Below are 16,981 nucleotides of genomic sequence, written 5' to 3' on the forward strand. Positions count from 1 at the left end.
TCATTCCCGCCATGCACAGGGCGCCATTGAAGCGGTAATCGGGGCCAAGGGAAAATTAATTCGATATTAAGCAGGCGAGTTAAGCCGTTATTAGAAAAGCAAAAATCAGGGCCTTGCCAAGCAAGGCCCTGAGGGTCTAGTGCGCGAAAATCAGCTCAGTCGGCGTCGACGAGAGGCCAGCAGGGCCAGCATCATCAGGCTCAACCAGGCCACACTGCCGCTGTCTTTTTTCGGCGCTTCCGGCTCGGGCTCCGGGCCCGGCTCCGGCGCCGGGTCCACCCCGTCGGAGAGCACGGTCAGCTGGAAGCGAACGCTGTGCTTGTCCGAAGGCGTGACGTTGTCACTGACCGTCACCGTCACCTCGGTCACCCCGTGCCAGTCGGCTTCGGGGATGAGGTCGAAGTGGGCGCCGGAGTGGTGACCGTGCACCACGGCACTGACGTGCTCACCACTGACGCTGATGGTGTTGGGGGAGACCCCGCCGTCGGCATCGGTAAAGTGCACCGCGATCCCTTCCAAAGCGGTGTTCTCCGCCACCTGCTGGTCGGCAATGGCCTTGACCTCGATGTTGGCGGCCACGGTCACCGGCGCCTGGTGTACCAGGCTGCCTACGCCCTCCACCTCGGCCTGAGTCTCCACCACCTGGACGCTGCCGTAGGCGGCGTCGGTGACTTCCACCTGGAAGTCCAGCTTGACCTGGCTGCTGAGGTCGTTGGCGATCTCGTAACAGACCACCAGGCCGTCGCTTAACGCCTCGGCGAGGTTGTCCTTGGCGAAGGCCACACCGCTGTGACCGTAGAGCGGGTTGAACCCGGCCCGGGGGCCCCAGTAGCCGCGCAGGCCGATGACGCCATTGCCGCTCTGGCTGCCGAAGTCCAGGTTGTCGTAGGCCATGATCACCTCGAACTGGCCGGCGTCGTGGCTGGTGCCTTCGCGCATGAACATCTGGAAGTCGTAGCGATCGTCCCGGGGGGCCACCACTTCATTCCAGTTCTCATCCCAGTACTTGTCGTGGGTCTGGGCGCCTTTCCACTCGACCAGGGTGTAGTCGTCGTAGTAGGCGACGTAGACGCCGCTGGCCATCGCCGGGTCCCAGTGGGGGGCGTACATCGCCAGGGTCCACTCCTGGGCCCAGGTCATGGGGTCCTGCCGGGCGTTGTGCCAGGGCGCCAGCACGTAATCCGGCGGCACGCCGTACTCCTCACCGGGCAGCGGCACCTGCTGGCTGTGCAGGGCGATGTCCCAACCGTTGTACTGCAGGTAATCCGCCTGCACCCAGCCACGGGAGCTGATCACCACCTTGTCCGTGGTGAAGTAATCGCCGTTGTCGAAGGGCCGGAAGTCATTCCGGATGGTGGGGATCTCCACATCGTGAACCCAGTTGCCCCAGCCCCACTCGTTCTGCTCAAAGAAAGAGCCCCAGGTGGGATCGAAGCCAAACCGGCTCAGGTCGACGTACTTGCCGTCCAGCGGCGTGCCGTCCGGGTAGTCGATGGCCCAGGGGGTACGACACTGGGGGTTGTCCAGGTTGGTGCTCACCTCGTAGCGGGCGTGCACCCCGGAGGTGTCGGCCTGCAACGTGGTCAGCTGGAAGCCCCGCTCGGTCCTCACCAGGCCGTCGCGCTCGGCCAGGGTGCCGGGCACCAGGGCCAGCCCCTCGGGCAGGGTCACGGTCAGATCAAGCTGGCGATCCGCGCCACTGCGGTTGGCTTGGGCCACCACGGCCATATCCAGGATGTCGCCCACCCGGGCGGCGCTCTGAGAGCTGTGGGCCGCCACCAGCGGCTCGCCGCCGTGCAGGTTGACCGGCATCATGATCACCGAGCCTTCCTCTGCCCCGTCCACCTGCACGGAAACCGCGCTGTAGAGGGTTTCGCCCGGCGCAGGGGCCTGGCTCCACTCGATGATGATGTCGCTGTTCTTGGGCGCCTCGGCACTGCTGTCAAAGCGGGCGCTCAGGGCGCTGCTCGGCGTCTTGCCCAGGGTTACGATCCCAAACTCGTAGGTATCGACGTTCTCCCAGGGGTAGAGCAGGTAGTTGACCAGCATCACCTTGTACTCTCCGGCCTCCGGGTTTTCGATGGCGCAGTACTCGCCCTTGGAGGTTTGCGGCAGTTGGGAGGCGCAGATCCCCTCGGACAGATGCAGGCGACCGTCGCCATCGAAGTCGCGGAACACCCAGATGTCCGCATCGGCATAGGTGTTGAGGGGAGAATCAATGCTGGAGCTCACCCGGCCAAATACCTCGGCGCGCAACAGCGCGGTGTCCTCGGCCACGGTCACATCAAACACTTCGATGTTGGCCAGGTCAGTGTCCCAGTACCCCTCGTTGTCCACCATTTGCACATTGAACTGCAGTCTCGGCAGGGTCACCTGCTGCACGTCGGCGGCCACCGGCTCGTAAGCCACGGCGGTCAGCGCCGAGGCCGGCACCCCCAGGGGCACATCCGGGATCACCTGTTGGCCGGTGTCGGAGTGGGTGTGCACCTCCAGGCTGTTGGGCAGCGCCTTGCCGGCGTAGCTGGCCAGGTAGGGCCAGTAAGCGTCCGGGCTGACGCCGTCGGTGCTGGTGAACTGGATCTCACCAAAGGCGTGATGGTAGGCGCCGTCATACCAGGCCATATCGATGTCGGAGAAGGCCACGGAGACGGTCAGGTCGATGGACTCCCCGGCTTTGAGGCTGAACTGGCTGGGGGTGATGGTGACCTGGGCACTGGGGTCCAGGGCGTACTCCCAGAACAGCGGGTGCTCCTGACCGGACACCGCGTCCACCTGCCAGCTGCCGTCCCGGGTGGCGCGCACGGTGCGCACCCAGCCACAGGTGCGGCCGCAGTCGTTGTTGATCATCTGGGGCAGGTTGAGATCCCGCACCCGGCCACCGTTATGGGGGTTGGCCCGGCGGAAGTTCTGCGCGGACTCGTCCATCACCAGGCCGGCGTTGAGCGCTCGCTCCACGTTGGCCAGGCCGTGACCGGCCCGGAACACGCCCGCCACCTTGGTATCCCCGTAGATGGGATGAGGCGTTTTGATCGCCTGACTGTCGGCGGTCATCTGCAAGGCGGATTGCACCTCGGCGGCGCTCCAGTCCGGGTTGGCCTGACGGATCAGGGTCATCATCCCGGCCACATGGGGGCTGGCCATGGAGGTGCCGCTGATGGCGTTGTAGGCCCGGGTGTCGCCGAAGGGATCGAAGGGGTTGGTCTCGGTCCAGGCGGCAAAGATGTCCACCCCGGGGGCCGCGATGCCAGGGCTGAACAGCTCGTCGACGGTGCTCGAGGGCCCCCGTGAGGAGAAGTTCGCCAGCCAGTCGGCCTGCTGAGGATCCACCACCCGCTCCACCTGGGAAGCGGTGATGGTGCCGGTCAGGCCGGTGCCGGATTGCAGCCAGGGCAACAGACCCGGGGTGTTCCAATCGCCGTAATACTGCTCGGCGGTCAGATGGATGCCGGGGATGACGTAGGTGTCGTCCACCACCTGATCACCCTCGTTCCAGGTGTTGTACAGGATGAAGCCGCCGGCGCCGCCGGCCTGCACGTTAACCGCTTTTTGCACCCGGGCGATGTCGCCCCGCTCACACACCACGATGTGGCCGGCGTCGAAGGTGCCGGGCGCGAAGGGGGCGTTGCAGCGGCCGTCGCCGTAATCGGCGGCCATCACAAACTCGCCGGTGAATGCCGGGGAGTTGCCCGCCCCCTCAATGCTGCCGGGGTTCAAGCCAGCGTCGCCGCCGCTGAAGCCCTCCAGGGCTTTGCCGCTGATGGTGATGCTGCGGGCGTGGGTGGTGGCGGCCACGTTGAGCACCCAGGGGGAGGTGTGATCCACGGTGTAGATGGAATCGGTGCCTCTCGATTCCCCGGCGTTGCCGGCTGAGAGCGCCACCGCCACCCCCGCTTCACGGGCGGAGAGGAAGGCCAGCTCGAAGGCGTCGTCCCAGGGGAAGCTTTCGCTGCCGCCGATGGACATGTTGATCACGTCCACCCCATCCTGGATCGCCTGTTCGATGGCGAACAGCATCGCCTCGCCAGGACAGCCGCCCACCGGGTGGCACACCTGATAGGAGATGAGGTTGGCGTGGGGGGCCACACCGGAGATCCGCGGCATCTGGACCCCCATGGGCACACCGGAGCCACCGCCAAACTCGGGGGCCACCACCTCAACGTCGTAGAGCACGTTGCCCGCGACGGTACTGGCCACATGGGAGCCGTGCCCGTTGTAGTCCTCACCGAACGCTTCGGCCCCGGGGGTGTTGCCGTACTCCCCGGTGATGGAGGCGTGGGTGTAGACCCCGATCAGCTTGTCGTTACAGCGATCGGCGAAATCGGCCTGGGCGCAATCCCCCAGGTAGCGGCCGCTGCCCAGGGGGTTGGTGTGCTCAAACCCGTCGCCACCCACGGCGGCAAAGGCCGGATGGGCGGTATTGATGCCGGTGTCGATGATCCCCACCAACATGCCGGCGCCGGTGTACTGGCCACCGTCGTGGGAGGTTGAGCCGTCCCAGATCCCGCCGGCGCCCACGTGCTCGGGGCCCACATCGGTGTGCAGCTCGAAGTTGCGGGAGCGCTGGATGTGCGCCACTTCGGGCAGCAGGGCCAGGCGCATCGCCTCATCCTGGGTCATCTCCATGGAGAAGCCGTTCAGGGCGGTGGTGAACTGACGGCGCACTGTGCCGCGGCTTTGTTGGATGACCTGCTGCTGGGCGCCCAGCAGGTGCTGGGTGTAGGCATCAACGGCACCGCTGTTTTGCCGGGGCTGCCCGGCGCTGAACAGCTTGCCCCCGCGGGCGCCGCGTACCGAGGCCGCCTTGGTGGCCGCCAGGCCCGGCACCCCACCGTCATAAGTGGCCACCGGCTGGTCGTGCAGTTGCACAATGTAGATTTGAGGGCCCTTGAGTCCCGCCTCGGGGGTGAACTTCTGATCGGCGGTGGTGGGCCTGAGCGGAATGTTGGCCAGGCCGTCCCGGCGCAGGGGGGTCAGCCCCTGTTCGTTCTTATTGGCTTGCGCGTCTTTTTGGCTTTGATAGAGCGCCATCACATCGATGGTCCAGGGGCCCGGGTGATCGGCCCCCTGCGCTCCGGCCAGGGTGCCGGCGCTGTACAGCGCACTGGCCACCACCATGGCGACGGATTGTATTTTCACAACTTCTCTCCCTGTTCTTATTGCTTTCCGAAGTCTCTAACACTTCGTCACGCTTATATTTCACAAGGCGGAAAAATTGTTCAAACACATTATTTTCATCAAATTGATAGCCTGCAATAATATCAACTTTAAACAGTCAGTCTCTATTCCTTGTTACGCCAACCCCTGATAGTTCTGGCACATCAGCACCATGCACAGCAGGTACTTGCACAAAGTTGGTTAAACTAAACCACCGACATTCGGTTATTAATCAGAGCGTTGATTTATTGAATTTAAATTAATTCAGTCTCGCAGTTAATTTACCATTCGGCATTATTTAAATGCATTGAACTTATCACCCAAAAAGCCGAGTCCCTTTACGTCAAGACTCCGACAAGTGCGTCCGACTCCATTCACCTGCACATCAATTCCGGTGGCCCATTGGTTCCAGTGCATAGTCAGGCACAAAAAAAGCGACCCTGGGGTCGCTCTAGTTTGCTCATTACGGCGGCTTATTTGATCACCTTCAGGGTGGGCCGCCCCTTGGGCCGCTCCGACTCGGGCTCGGGGGCCGGGGCAGGCTCGGCCGCTTCGCTGTCCGTGGCGGACTCGTAGGCGGGCTCGGCCTGGAACACGGTGCCGGCACCGTTCTCCCGGGCGTAGATCGCCGCCACCGCGTACATGGGGATCATCAGCGCATGGGGCTGGCCCCCGAAGCGGGCGTTGAAGGTGACCTCATCGTTGCCCAGCTGCAGATTGCCCACCGCATGGGGGGCAATGTTGAGCACGATCTGGCCGTCCTCGACGAACTGCCGCGGCACTTGCACACCGGGCAGGTCCGCTTCCACCACCAGGTGGGGGGTCAGATCGTTGTCCAGCAACCAGTCGTAAAACGCCCTCAGCAGATAGGGACGACTGGGAGTCAACGCCTTGCTCATACGCCGATGCGCAGCTCGCGCTCAACTTCGGTCAGGGACGCCTTGAAGGACTCACGCTCGAAGATGCGGGTCATGTAGGCCTTCACCTCGGCACTGCCACGGCCGTTCAGCTCGATGCCCAGCATCGGCAGGCGCCAGAACAGCGGTGCCAGGTAGCAATCCACCAGGGTGAACTCTTCGCTCATGAAGTACGGAGCTTCGGCAAAGATCGGGCCCAGAGCCAGGATGCTCTCAGTCAGCTCCTTGCGGGCGGCCGGGGCGCCATCGTTGTTCTGGATCCGCTCCGCCAGGCTGTACCAGTCGTGCTCGATGCGGTGCATCATCAGACGGCTCTGGCCACGGGAAACCGGGTAAACGGGCATCAGCGGCGGGTGGGGGAAACGCTCATCCAGGTACTCCATGATGATGCGTGCGTTGTAGAGCACCAGCTCCCGATCCACCAACGTGGGTACGCTGTTGTAGGGGTTCAGTTCAGCCAGATCCTGCGGCAGTTGGTCCGGGTCCACCTGGACCACTTCGACGCCCACCCCTTTCTCCGCCAAGACAATGCGAACCTGGTGGCTGTAAAGGTCACTGGCACCGGAATACAGGGCCATGACAGAGCGTTTGTTGGCAGCGACAGCCATTGATACCCTCCGAAAAAGTTCAGATAGCAGAAACAGCAACGGGGGGCACGGGGCCCCCAGTTGCGTAAAGGACAGATTGTAACCTTTTATCGGCGATTAGTGTACATCTCGCCAGTACTCCCGCTTGAGCAGGTAGGACAGGATAAAGAAGATCACCAGGAAGCCGAGCACCCAGACACCCATGCGCTCCCGCTCCAGCTTCACCGGGTCGGCGGAGTAGGTCAGGAAGTTGGTGATGTCGAGCACCAGTTGGTCATACTCCTCGGCGTTCATGGTGCCGCCGGTGGCGACGATGGTGGTCGTGCCATCATCTTCCTTGACGAGGGTCGGAACGCCCTGGTAGCTCTCCAGCACGTGGGGCATGCCCACGGAGGGGAACACCAGGTTGTTCACGCCGAAGGGGCGCTCCGGATCCGCGTAGAAGGTCTTGAGGTAGGAGTAAACCCAGTCGGAGCCCCGCACCCGGGCCACCATGGTCAGGTCCGGCGGCGCCGCCCCAAACCACTTGGCAGCGTCGGCCTCGGGGATGGCGTTGACCATCAGATCACCCACCTTGGCGTCGGAGTAGATCAGCGCGCTGATCTCCTCGTTGCTGAAGCCCAGGTCGGTGGCCACCCGCTCGTACCGCTGGTACTGGGTGCTGTGACAGCCGGAGCAGTTCTCCATAAAGGCCACGGCACCGCGCTGCAGGGACGCCTGGTCCGCCAGGTCGATGTTGGCCTTGGTTACGTGTTCGTTGTTGCCCCCGGCCGCGTAGGTCAGAACCGGCAGGGCGGCGATGATTGCGATGATGAACTTCTTCATTAGCCTGTCACCCTTTCCGGAACCGGTTTGCAATTCTCGTTCTTGCTGTAGACGAACAGCAGGACGAAGAAGCCGAAGTAACCCAGGGAGAAGATCCGAGCCAGCAGGGTGTAGGTCGGAGTGGCCGGCAAGGCCCCCAGGATACCCAGGGCGATAAAGCAGACCACGAACTGGGCGATGTTCAGCTTGTGAATGCCGCTGCGGTAGCGGATGGACTTCACCTTGCAGCGATCCAGCCAGGGCAGCACGAACAGCACGGCGATGGCGGCACCCATGGCAACCACGCCCATCAGCTTGTCCGGCACGGCGCGCAGGATGGCGTAGAAGGGGGTGAAGTACCACACCGGAGCGATGTGCTCAGGGGTCTTCAGCGGGTTGGCCGCTTCGAAGTTCGGCGGCTCCAGGAAGTAGCCTCCACCCTCCGGCATAAAGAAGATCACGTAGCAGAAGATGATCAGGAAGCCGGCCACGCCCACGATGTCCTTGACGGTGTAGTAGGGGTGGAAGGGGATGGCGTCCAGCGGCCAGCCGTCTGGGCCCTTGTTCTTCTTCACTTCGATGCCGTCGGGGTTGTTGGACCCCACTTCGTGCAGGGCGATGATGTGCAGGAACACCAGCACCACCAGCACCAGCGGCAGGGCAATCACGTGCAGGGCGAAGAAGCGGTTCAGGGTCGCACCGGAGACCACGTAGTCGCCGCGGATCCACAGGGTCAGGTCGTCGCCGATCACCGGGATGGCCCCGAACAGCGAGATGATCACCTGGGCACCCCAGTAGGACATCTGACCCCAGGGCAGCAGGTAGCCCATAAAGGCTTCCGCCATCAGCACCAGGAAGATCAGCATGCCGAAGATCCACAGCAGCTCACGGGGCTTCTGGTAGGAGCCGTAGATGAGGCCGCGGAACATGTGCAGGTAGATCACCACGAAGAAGGCGGAGGCACCGGTGGAGTGCATGTAGCGCAGCAACCAGCCGTACTCCACATCGCGCATGATGTACTCGATGGAGGCGAAGGCCCCTTCGGCGGTGGGCACGTAGTTCATGGTCAGCCAGATCCCGGTCAGGATCTGGTTGACCAGCACCAGCATGGCCAGGGAGCCGAAGAAGTACCAGAAGTTGAAGTTTTTCGGAGCCGGATACTGACCTACGTGCTTGTTGTAGGTCGCCGTCATCGGGATCCGGGCGTCAATCCAATCGACAATCTTTTTCATGATCAGGCCGCTCCCTCGTCAACGCCGATCAGCACGGTGCTATCGTCCACATAGCTGTGGGGCGGGATCACCAGGTTCAGCGGGGCCGGCACGCCGGCGAAGACCCGTCCGGCCATATCGAACTTGGAGCCGTGACAGGGGCAGAAGAAACCGGACTCCACGCCAGAGACCTGCTGTTCGAAGGCCTTGGGCAGGTAGGTCGGCGAGCACCCCAGGTGGGTACAGAGGCCGACCGCGATGAAGTACTCATCCTTGATGGAGCGGTAGGGGTTCTGGGCGTAGGCCGGCTGTTGCGGCTCTTCTGAGTTGGGGTCGCGCAGCTGGCCGCCGATGGCGTCCAGGTTTTGCAACACTTGATCGGTTCGACGAACGATCCACACCGGCTTGCCACGCCATTCGACGCGCAGCATCTGACCGGGTTCCAGTTTGCCGATGTTCACTTCTACTGGTGCGCCAGCGGCTTTCGCCTTAGCGCTCGGGTTCCAAGACTTAATAAAGGGAACCGCAACAGCAGCAGCGCCAGCACCGCCCACCACAGCTGTGGCGACGGTCAGGAATCTGCGACGTCCAGTATCGACAGGCGCATTGCTCATCCACTTATCTCCCGTAGGGGTTCTGCTTTTTCTGGTTTAATTTGGTGGCTTTCTAATCAAAACCGCCATTTTTAGCAGCATAGCGGTTTCGAAGCGCGCCCATTATATCCAAAAACCCGACACAGGTCATACTTTCACAAGCACAATTGAACCAAATCACGGCGCACAAAGGGATGAGGGGGAGTCAGAACAGGGACTTGAAGATTCTTATCGCCAAAAACGACAAAAAATAGACGATATTCCAAAGAAAAACCCGACCTTGCGGCCGGGTTTTTTCTGTGTCGAAACAGTGTCCGAGCGAATTAACGCTTGGAGAACTGAGGACGACGACGTGCTTTGCGCAGACCAACTTTCTTACGCTCAACCTCACGGGCGTCACGAGTCACGAAGCCAGCTTCACGCAGAGCAGGACGCAGGGACTCATCGTACTGCATCAGGGCACGGGTGATGCCGTGACGGATAGCACCGGATTGACCAGTGATACCACCACCGGATACGGTGACGTAGATGTCCAGCTTGTCCAGCATCTCAACCAGCTCCAGCGGCTGACGAACCACCATGCGGGAGGTTTCGCGGCCGAAGAACTGCTCCAGAGAGCGCTTGTTTACAGTGATGTTGCCGCTGCCCTGCTTGATGAATACACGAGCAGTAGAGGTCTTGCGGCGGCCGGTACCGTAGTATTGAGTCATTGCCTATATCCCCTTAGATGTCCAGAACCTGAGGCTGCTGTGCAGCGTGCTTGTGCTCGGCACCAGCGTACACTTTCAGCTTACGGAACATGGCGCGACCCAGAGGACCTTTCGGCAGCATGCCCTTAACCGCTTTTTCGATGATCATCTCAGGCTTGCGAGCCTGCAGATCAGCGAAGTTGATTTCCTTGATGCCACCCGGGTAACCGGAGTGACGGTAGTACATCTTGGCAGCGGCCTTGTTACCGGTCACGGTCACTTTCTCGGCGTTGATGATGATGATGTTGTCACCGGTATCAACGTGAGGAGTGTACTCAGGCTTGTGCTTGCCACGCAGGCGGCGAGCAACTTCGGTAGCCAGGCGACCCAGGGTTTTACCCTCGGCATCGATGATAAACCAGTCGCGTTGTACGGACTCTGGCTTAGCAGTAAAAGTTTTCATTACACTAAAAACCCAAATTAGCTGTTACAAAAGCGCCCTGTCGGGGCCGACAGAACGACCTCTCCTGGCCTCCCACCCGTCCCTTCGAACGCGTCAAGACCTTGGTTTTGGTGATCTTGCGACCACCTGTAACGTGGGCAGGGCGCGAATTATAGAGCAGTGCGATGCAAAAATCACCTGCTTTTTTACCCCCTTGGCCCCGCTCAGGGCAGGTGGGGACGGGACAGGTAGTCGTGGCTCTGCATCTCGGTAAGCCGGCTCAGACAGCGGTTGAACTCGAAGCGCACCAACCCCTCGGTGTAGAGCGCCTCCAGGGGCACCTCGGCGGAGATGATGAGCTTCACGCCCCGCTCGTAGAACTCGTCCACCATGGCGATAAAGCGCCGGGCGATGTCATCGCCGGTGCTCTGGGCCCCCATCTGGGTCACGCCGCTGAGCAGCACCGTGTGGTAGAGCCGGGCCAGTTCCATGTAATCGCTCTGGCTGCGGGGTCCGTCGCACAGCGCCGGGAAGGTCAGCAACAGCACCCCGTCGGCGTGGCGCTCTACCGGGATCGCCCGGCCCAGTACCTCAATGGCGCCACCCACCTGGCCCGGTTCCGGCGCCAGCTGCTGAAAATAGCGCTCCAGGTTGGCGTGGGCAGCCGGGTCCAGGGGGTGATGGTAGATCTCCGCCTGCTCCAGGGTCCGCAACCGGTAATCCACCCCACTGTCGACGTTCACCACGGTGCAGTGGGTCTTGATCAGTTCGATGGCGGGCAGGAATCGGGCTCGCTGCAGGCCGTTGCGGTACAGCTCATCCGGCGGAATGTTGGAGGTGGCCACCAGCACCACACCGCGGGCAAACAGCAGCTCGAACAGGCCGCCGAGCAGCATGGCGTCGGTGATGTCAGAGACAAAAAATTCGTCGAAGCAGATCACCTGGGCCTCTTCGGCCAGGGTATCGGCCACGGTGATCAGTGGGTCCACCTGGCCCTTGAGGCCATTGAGCTCCTGGTGCACCCGATGCATAAAGCGGTGGAAGTGGATGCGCATCTTGCGCTCCATGGGCAGACACTCGTAGAAGGTGTCCACCAGGTAGGTCTTGCCTCGGCCCACCCCGCCCCAGAAATAGAGGCCGGTCACCGCCGATGGCGTTGGCGCCTTGCCCAGCCAGCCTCGCAGCCGCTCACCCAATCCCGGTGCCCGGCGATCCCGGGCCACCAGATCCTCGTACAACCTTTGCAGGTGGGTAACCGCCTGCTCCTGGGCGGCGTCGTACTGGAAATCGTCGCGTTCGAGATCGGCGCGGTAGCGCGCGATGGGAGTGGCCATGGGATCATCCTTGGATCAAAGCTTGGACCTGTTTGCACGGCGCCGAAGTGTATCATGTCGCCAGGTGCCGAGGTATATTGATGCCAGATCAGTAGACTAAATTAGGCTAAGACCAAAATCGTGTTGAAGGAGTTGCTATGAACTGGGCGTTAGGCATTTTGCTGTTTTTTGCAGGGACCGGTGTGGGCTACCTGCTGCACTGGCGGTTCAAAGGCAACGGGGACGACAGCCAGCAGCTGCGTCGCGAGCTGGAGCAGGCCCGTTTCGACCTGGACCAGCAGCGCCAAGAGGTGGCGGACTACTTCGAGCAGTCCCGCGAGCTGATGATGCAGCTGGGCCAGAGCCTGGATAAAGCCAACAAGTTTTGGAACGAGTCTGCCCAGGGGATGCTGGGTGACGGCCAGGTGATGCCCATCACCCCGTCTCAGCCGCAGCTGGAGGGGCTGGAGGAGTTCCCGCCCAAGGACTACGTTCAGGGCTCCCACGGGATCATCGGCAACCAGGAAAAAGCCGCCAACAGCTGACCCGGGAACTTTCCCCGCCCACTATGGGTCGCATTGGTTACTGCGATTGGACAATGATGTCAGGAGATTGATCACGCATGAAAAAAACCATGACCCTGGTGTCTGCTGCGCTGCTCAGCGTGGGCATGACCGCCGTTACCCTTCCCGCCCAGGCCGCCTGGCCCCAGTCGGTGAATGGCCAACAACTGCCAAGCCTGGCGCCCATGGTGGAGGCGGTCTCCCCCGCCGTGGTGTCCGTCTCCGTGGAGGGCACCCAGGTGGCCCGGCAGAACATTCCCGAGCCCTTCCGCCACTTCTTCGGCCGCGAGCGGGAGCAGGTACGCCCCTTCCGCGGTCTGGGCTCCGGGGTGATCGTCGACGCCGACAAGGGCCATGTGATCACCAACCATCACGTGATCAACAACGCCGACAAAATTCTGGTCAACCTCAATGACGGCCGAGAGTTCGAGGCCAAGCTGATCGGCTCCGATCCCGCCACCGACGTGGCGGTGCTGAAGATCGAAGCGGACGACCTGACCGCCGTCAAGGTGGCGGACTCCGACACCCTGCGGGTGGGCGACTTCACCGTCGCCATCGGCAACCCCTTCGGTCTGGGCCAGACCGTCACCTCCGGCATCGTCAGTGCCCTGGGCCGCAGCGGCCTGGGCAACGGCGAGGCGCTGGAAAACTTCATTCAGACCGACGCCGCCATCAACAGCGGCAACTCCGGTGGCGCCCTGGTGAACCTCAACGGTGAACTGATCGGCATCAACACCGCCATCATCGCGCCGAGCGGCGGCAACGTCGGCATCGGCTTCGCCATCCCGGTCAACATGGTGCGGGCCCTGACCGACCAGATTTTGGAGTTCGGCGAAGTGCGCCGGGGCGTGCTCGGGATCCTCGGTGGCGAGCTGACCAGCGAGACCGCCAAGCTGTTTGGCCTGGAGACCACCCACGGCGCCTACGTCAGCCAGGTGTTCCCGGACTCCGCCGCCGACGCCGCCGGGCTCAAGGCCGGGGACGTCATCGTCAGCGTCGATGGCAAGAAGATCAAATCCTTCCAGGAGCTGCGGGCCAAGGTGGCCACCAAGGGCGCCGGAGCCACCGTCAAGCTGGGGGTGATCCGAGATGGCGATCTGGACACCTACAAGGTGACCCTGAACGAGGCCCCGGGCGAGAACGTCCAGGCCAGCGTCATCCACCCGGCCCTGGAGGGCGCCAAGCTCTCCAGCTACGACGAGGACAACATCAAAGGGGTGATCATCAGCGAGGTGAGCGAGCGCTCCCCCGCCGCCGCCCAGGGTCTGGCCGAGGGCGACATCATTGTCGCGGTGAACCTGCTCAACCAGGGGCGCAGCAAGGTGCGGGATCTGGGTCAGCTGCGGGAGCTGTTCCAGGATTACCAGGGGGTCTTCGCGGCCACCATCGTTCGCGATGGCGTCACCCGTCAGGTGATCCTGCGCTAGCCCCGTCGTCCCCAACCCAGCCGCGGGCGCGTCTTAGGACGCGCCCGCTTTCGCTTGTCGCCTCGCCGGAGGCACGGTAGCCTTTAGCCAATTGCCAAGTTGGAATCCCCATGAAATTCACTGCGTTGTTGCGATACCTGATGAAACCCGTGCTGGCCGGACTGGCACTGGCGGCGCTCATTGTGCTGCTCAACCCCAACCTGCGCGACCAGTTGCCCAGGCTCGGGGGACAGGTAAGCCAGGTGGAACGCAACAGCTTTGCCAAGGCGGTAAGAGCCGCGGCGCCTGCCGTAGTGAACGTTTACTCACAGCGCCAGCAGCGGGGCCGAGCCGGCAGCCAGCTGACCCCCCAGGGGCTGGGCAGTGGCATCATCATGCGCCCCGACGGCATCGTGCTGACCAACTACCATGTGGTCAGCTCCGCCGATCAGGTCTACGTCGCCCTGCAGGACGGTCGCTGGGCCAATGCCGAGATGATCGGCTCCGATCCCTGGACCGATCTGGCGGTACTGCAGATCGGCCTGGAGAACCTGCCCACCATCCCACTGGACCCGGATCGCCAGGCCCAGGTGGGCGACATGGTGCTGGCCATCGGCAACCCCTACAACCTGGGGCAAACCATCACCCAGGGGATCATCAGCGCCACCGGGCGCAACGGCCTCTCCTCCAGCTATCAGGATTTCATCCAGACCGACGCCGCCATCAACCAGGGCAACTCCGGTGGCGCCCTGGTGGACGCCGACGGGGTGCTGGTGGGGGTCAACACCGCCAACTACCAGTGGCTGGGGGAGAGCGGTGTGGGGCTGAACTTCGCCATCCCCATCGAGCTGGCCTACAAGATCATGAACAAGCTGATCAAGGACGGCCGAGTGATCCGCGGCCACCTGGGCCTGACCGGTCAGCCGGTGACCCAGACCACCGCCCGCCTGCTGCGCCTGCAGCAACTGCTGGGAGTGCACGTCACCGAGGTGGACCCCAATGGGCCGGCGGCCCGGGCCGGGCTGCGTCCGGATGACGTGCTGGTGGCGTTCAACGGCGAAACCATCACCGGGGCCGACATGCTGATGGACAGCGTGGCGGAGACCCCGCCGGGCACCGAGGTCAATCTCACCCTGGTGCGTCGGGGCCAGTACTACAGCGTGCCGGTCACCATCGGAGAGAAGCCGGCGGCGCCGCCCCCGCCTGGCCGCTAGCTTCATTTGCCGGGATCCACCGTCGCTTAATAACGGGTAACACCCCTTCAGGATCCCGCTTATGTTCTCCGCCTGCCCGACCGACGTTCCCGGCCTGTCGCCCCTGGCCAGCCACCTGCAGCCCCAGGCACTGGTCAGCCTCAGCTCCTACACCGGCCCGCGGATCCTGATGCTGAACAACAAGGGCGGCGTCGGCAAGTCCACCATCACCACCCAGCTGCTCAGCCAACTTATCGACTCTGGACAGCGCCCGGCCCTGGTGGACTTCGACCCCCAGGGCTCCAGCATTCAGTGGGCCACCCAGCGGGGCGGGATCTGGACCGCCGATGACGATCCCCGCCGGGCCCGGCTGGAGTCGATGCGTCTGCGGGTGCCCGTGGACGCCACCCAGGTGGTGATGGACTCCCCCGCCAACCTGGACCCCGCCCTGCTGGCCCGGCTGCTGAGCTACGCCGACCGCATCCTGATGCCCTGCCAGGTCAGCCCGGTGGACATCCGGGCCCTGGGCCACTTCCTGCCCGCCCTGCTGTTTCATCCCCGCTTCCGGGCCCGCCAGCCCAAACTGGGGGTGATCGCCAACCGGGTACCGCCGCAGCTGCCTCCGGCTCAGCAGACCGAACTGCTGGAGCGCTTCTTGAACCACCTGAAGATCCCCCTGCTGGCGCGCTTGCCGGATCGGGCCGCCTACCGCAGCGCCTACGATGACCACCTGGGCCTGCCGGTGAACGAGGACCCGGACACCTGGCACACCCTGCTGGACTGGCTCAAAAGCTAAAAAAAACGCCCCCGATGTCGGGGGCGTTTTTTCTGCGCTGAGCGGTGGTCAGCTTGTCAGCCGAGTCACGTCAGCACCCAAACCCGAGAGTTTGTGTTCAATCTGCTCATAGCCGCGGTCCAGGTGGTAGATGCGATCCACCACGGTGGTGCCCTCGGCCATCAGGCCGGCGATCACCAGGCAGGCGGAAGCCCGCAGGTCGGTGGCCATCACCTGGGCCCCCTGCAGACGCTCGATGCCGGTGATGATGCAGGTGTTGCCCTCCAACTCCATCTTGGCGCCCATGCGCTGCAGCTCGGGCACATGCATAAAGCGGTTCTCGAAGATGGTTTCGGTCACGTGCCCCGTCCCTTCCGCCAGGGCGTTGAGGGTGCAGAACTGGGCCTGCATGTCGGTGGGGAACGCCGGGTGCGGGGCGGTCTTGATGGACACCGGCTTGGCCTGGCGGCCCTCCATGTCCAGACTGATCCAATCCTCACCACGCTCAATCTTGGCGCCGGCCTCCTCCAGTTTGAGCAGCACAGGCTCCAGGGTGGCGGGGGCGGCCTTGCGGCAGGTCACCTGACCCCGGGTGGCGGCGGCAGCCACCAGGTAGGTGCCGGTCTCGATGCGATCCGGCATCACGTCGTAGTGGATGCCGGACAGGCGCTCCACCCCTTCGATGCGGATAACGTCGGTGCCGGCGCCGGTGATCTTGGCGCCCATGGCGTTCAGGCAGTTGGCCAGGTCCACCACCTCTGGCTCCCGGGCGGCGTTCTCGATGAGGGTGACCCCCTCGGCCAGGGTGGCGGCCATCATCAGGTTCTCGGTGCCGGTTACCGACACGGTGTCCATCAGGATGGTGGCCCCTTTCAGGCGCCCCTCCACCCGGGCCTTAACGTAGCCCTCTTCCACCACCACCTCGGCGCCCATGGCCTGGAGGCCCTGGATATGCAGGTTGACCGGGCGGGCGCCAATGGCGCAGCCGCCGGGCAGGGAGACGTCGGCCTCACCGTACTTGGCTACCAGCGGGCCCAGCACCAGGATGGAGGCGCGCATGGTCTTCACCAGGTCGTAGGAGGCCACGCAGTGATTGATGGTGGCGGGGTTGATAGTCAGGGCGGAACCGGACAGGTCGCTGACCTCGGCGCCCAGTTGGCGCAGCAGGGCGATGGTGGTGTTGACGTCGCGCAGGGCCGGCACGTTGCCGATGCGCATCTCGTCTTCCGCCAGCACGGCGGCCATCAGGATCGGCAGAGCCGCGTTCTTGGCGCCGGAGATGGTCACCTCTCCGGCCAGCGGGCCAGCGGCCCGAACTTGTAGTTTATCCACTT

At 63.3% G+C, this 16,981-nt stretch carries 14 protein-coding genes; 4 read left to right on the plus strand and 10 right to left on the minus strand.

Annotated features, from left to right (window positions below; translation table 11 throughout):
- Positions 1-150 precede the first annotated feature (150 nt).
- The 9 genes from KUV81_RS13270 to zapE all read right to left on the minus strand — a co-directional run bounded on the left by KUV81_RS13270 (position 151) and on the right by zapE (position 11,731).
- Positions 151-5,136: a S8 family serine peptidase gene (locus KUV81_RS13270; protein ID WP_315900084.1), complete on the minus strand. Its 4,986-nt coding sequence runs from the start codon at positions 5,134-5,136 to the stop codon at positions 151-153.
- A 491-nt stretch (positions 5,137-5,627) separates the two neighbouring features.
- Complete coding sequence (sspB, locus tag KUV81_RS13275; RefSeq protein WP_222544364.1) at positions 5,628-6,053, minus strand: ClpXP protease specificity-enhancing factor; 426 nt, start codon at positions 6,051-6,053, stop codon at positions 5,628-5,630.
- Complete coding sequence (sspA, locus tag KUV81_RS13280) at positions 6,050-6,679, minus strand: stringent starvation protein SspA (RefSeq protein WP_222544365.1); 630 nt, start codon at positions 6,677-6,679, stop codon at positions 6,050-6,052. The genes sspB and sspA overlap by 4 nt, the downstream gene beginning before the upstream one ends.
- 96 nt (positions 6,680-6,775) lie before the next feature.
- Positions 6,776-7,483 (minus strand): cytochrome c1, encoded by a 708-nt coding sequence (locus KUV81_RS13285; protein ID WP_222544366.1) that lies wholly within the window; start codon positions 7,481-7,483, stop codon positions 6,776-6,778.
- Positions 7,483-8,694, minus strand: coding sequence for a cytochrome b (locus KUV81_RS13290; RefSeq protein WP_261389405.1), 1,212 nt, complete (start codon positions 8,692-8,694; stop codon positions 7,483-7,485). Before KUV81_RS13290 ends, KUV81_RS13285 begins: the two co-directional genes overlap by 1 nt.
- A 2-nt stretch (positions 8,695-8,696) precedes the next feature.
- Entirely contained in the window at positions 8,697-9,287 is a 591-nt protein-coding gene (gene petA / locus KUV81_RS13295; protein WP_222544367.1) for a ubiquinol-cytochrome c reductase iron-sulfur subunit, read from the minus strand.
- Between the two features lie 302 nt (positions 9,288-9,589).
- Positions 9,590-9,976: a 30S ribosomal protein S9 gene (gene rpsI, locus KUV81_RS13300; RefSeq protein ID WP_222544368.1), complete on the minus strand. Its 387-nt coding sequence runs from the start codon at positions 9,974-9,976 to the stop codon at positions 9,590-9,592.
- A gap of 13 nt (positions 9,977-9,989) precedes the next feature.
- Entirely contained in the window at positions 9,990-10,418 is a 429-nt protein-coding gene (gene rplM / locus KUV81_RS13305; protein ID WP_222544369.1) for a 50S ribosomal protein L13, read from the minus strand.
- 203 nt (positions 10,419-10,621) lie between these two features.
- Complete coding sequence (zapE, locus tag KUV81_RS13310; protein ID WP_222544370.1) at positions 10,622-11,731, minus strand: cell division protein ZapE; 1,110 nt, start codon at positions 11,729-11,731, stop codon at positions 10,622-10,624.
- A 137-nt stretch (positions 11,732-11,868) separates the two neighbouring features.
- On the opposite strand from zapE, the gene KUV81_RS13315 reads away from it, so the two are divergent.
- From KUV81_RS13315 to KUV81_RS13330, 4 genes are all read left to right on the plus strand, one after another.
- Positions 11,869-12,255: a YhcB family protein gene (locus tag KUV81_RS13315; protein WP_222544371.1), complete on the plus strand. Its 387-nt coding sequence runs from the start codon at positions 11,869-11,871 to the stop codon at positions 12,253-12,255.
- A gap of 77 nt (positions 12,256-12,332) precedes the next feature.
- Entirely contained in the window at positions 12,333-13,700 is a 1,368-nt protein-coding gene (locus KUV81_RS13320; RefSeq protein ID WP_222544372.1) for a DegQ family serine endoprotease, read from the plus strand.
- A 110-nt stretch (positions 13,701-13,810) separates the two neighbouring features.
- Complete coding sequence (degS, locus tag KUV81_RS13325; protein ID WP_222544373.1) at positions 13,811-14,893, plus strand: outer membrane-stress sensor serine endopeptidase DegS; 1,083 nt, start codon at positions 13,811-13,813, stop codon at positions 14,891-14,893.
- A gap of 61 nt (positions 14,894-14,954) precedes the next feature.
- Entirely contained in the window at positions 14,955-15,668 is a 714-nt protein-coding gene (locus KUV81_RS13330) for an AAA family ATPase (protein WP_222544374.1), read from the plus strand.
- A gap of 48 nt (positions 15,669-15,716) precedes the next feature.
- Here the strand turns inward: KUV81_RS13330 and murA are convergent, their stop codons facing one another.
- The gene (gene murA, locus KUV81_RS13335; RefSeq protein WP_222544375.1) at positions 15,717-16,979 is read right to left on the minus strand and encodes a UDP-N-acetylglucosamine 1-carboxyvinyltransferase; all 1,263 of its coding nucleotides are present in this window, start codon (positions 16,977-16,979) and stop codon (positions 15,717-15,719) included.
- Positions 16,980-16,981 lie beyond the last annotated feature (2 nt).

Source organism: Ferrimonas balearica, from assembly GCF_019802085.1.
In the GTDB taxonomy this organism is placed as follows: Bacteria; Pseudomonadota; Gammaproteobacteria; order Enterobacterales; family Shewanellaceae; genus Ferrimonas; species Ferrimonas balearica_B.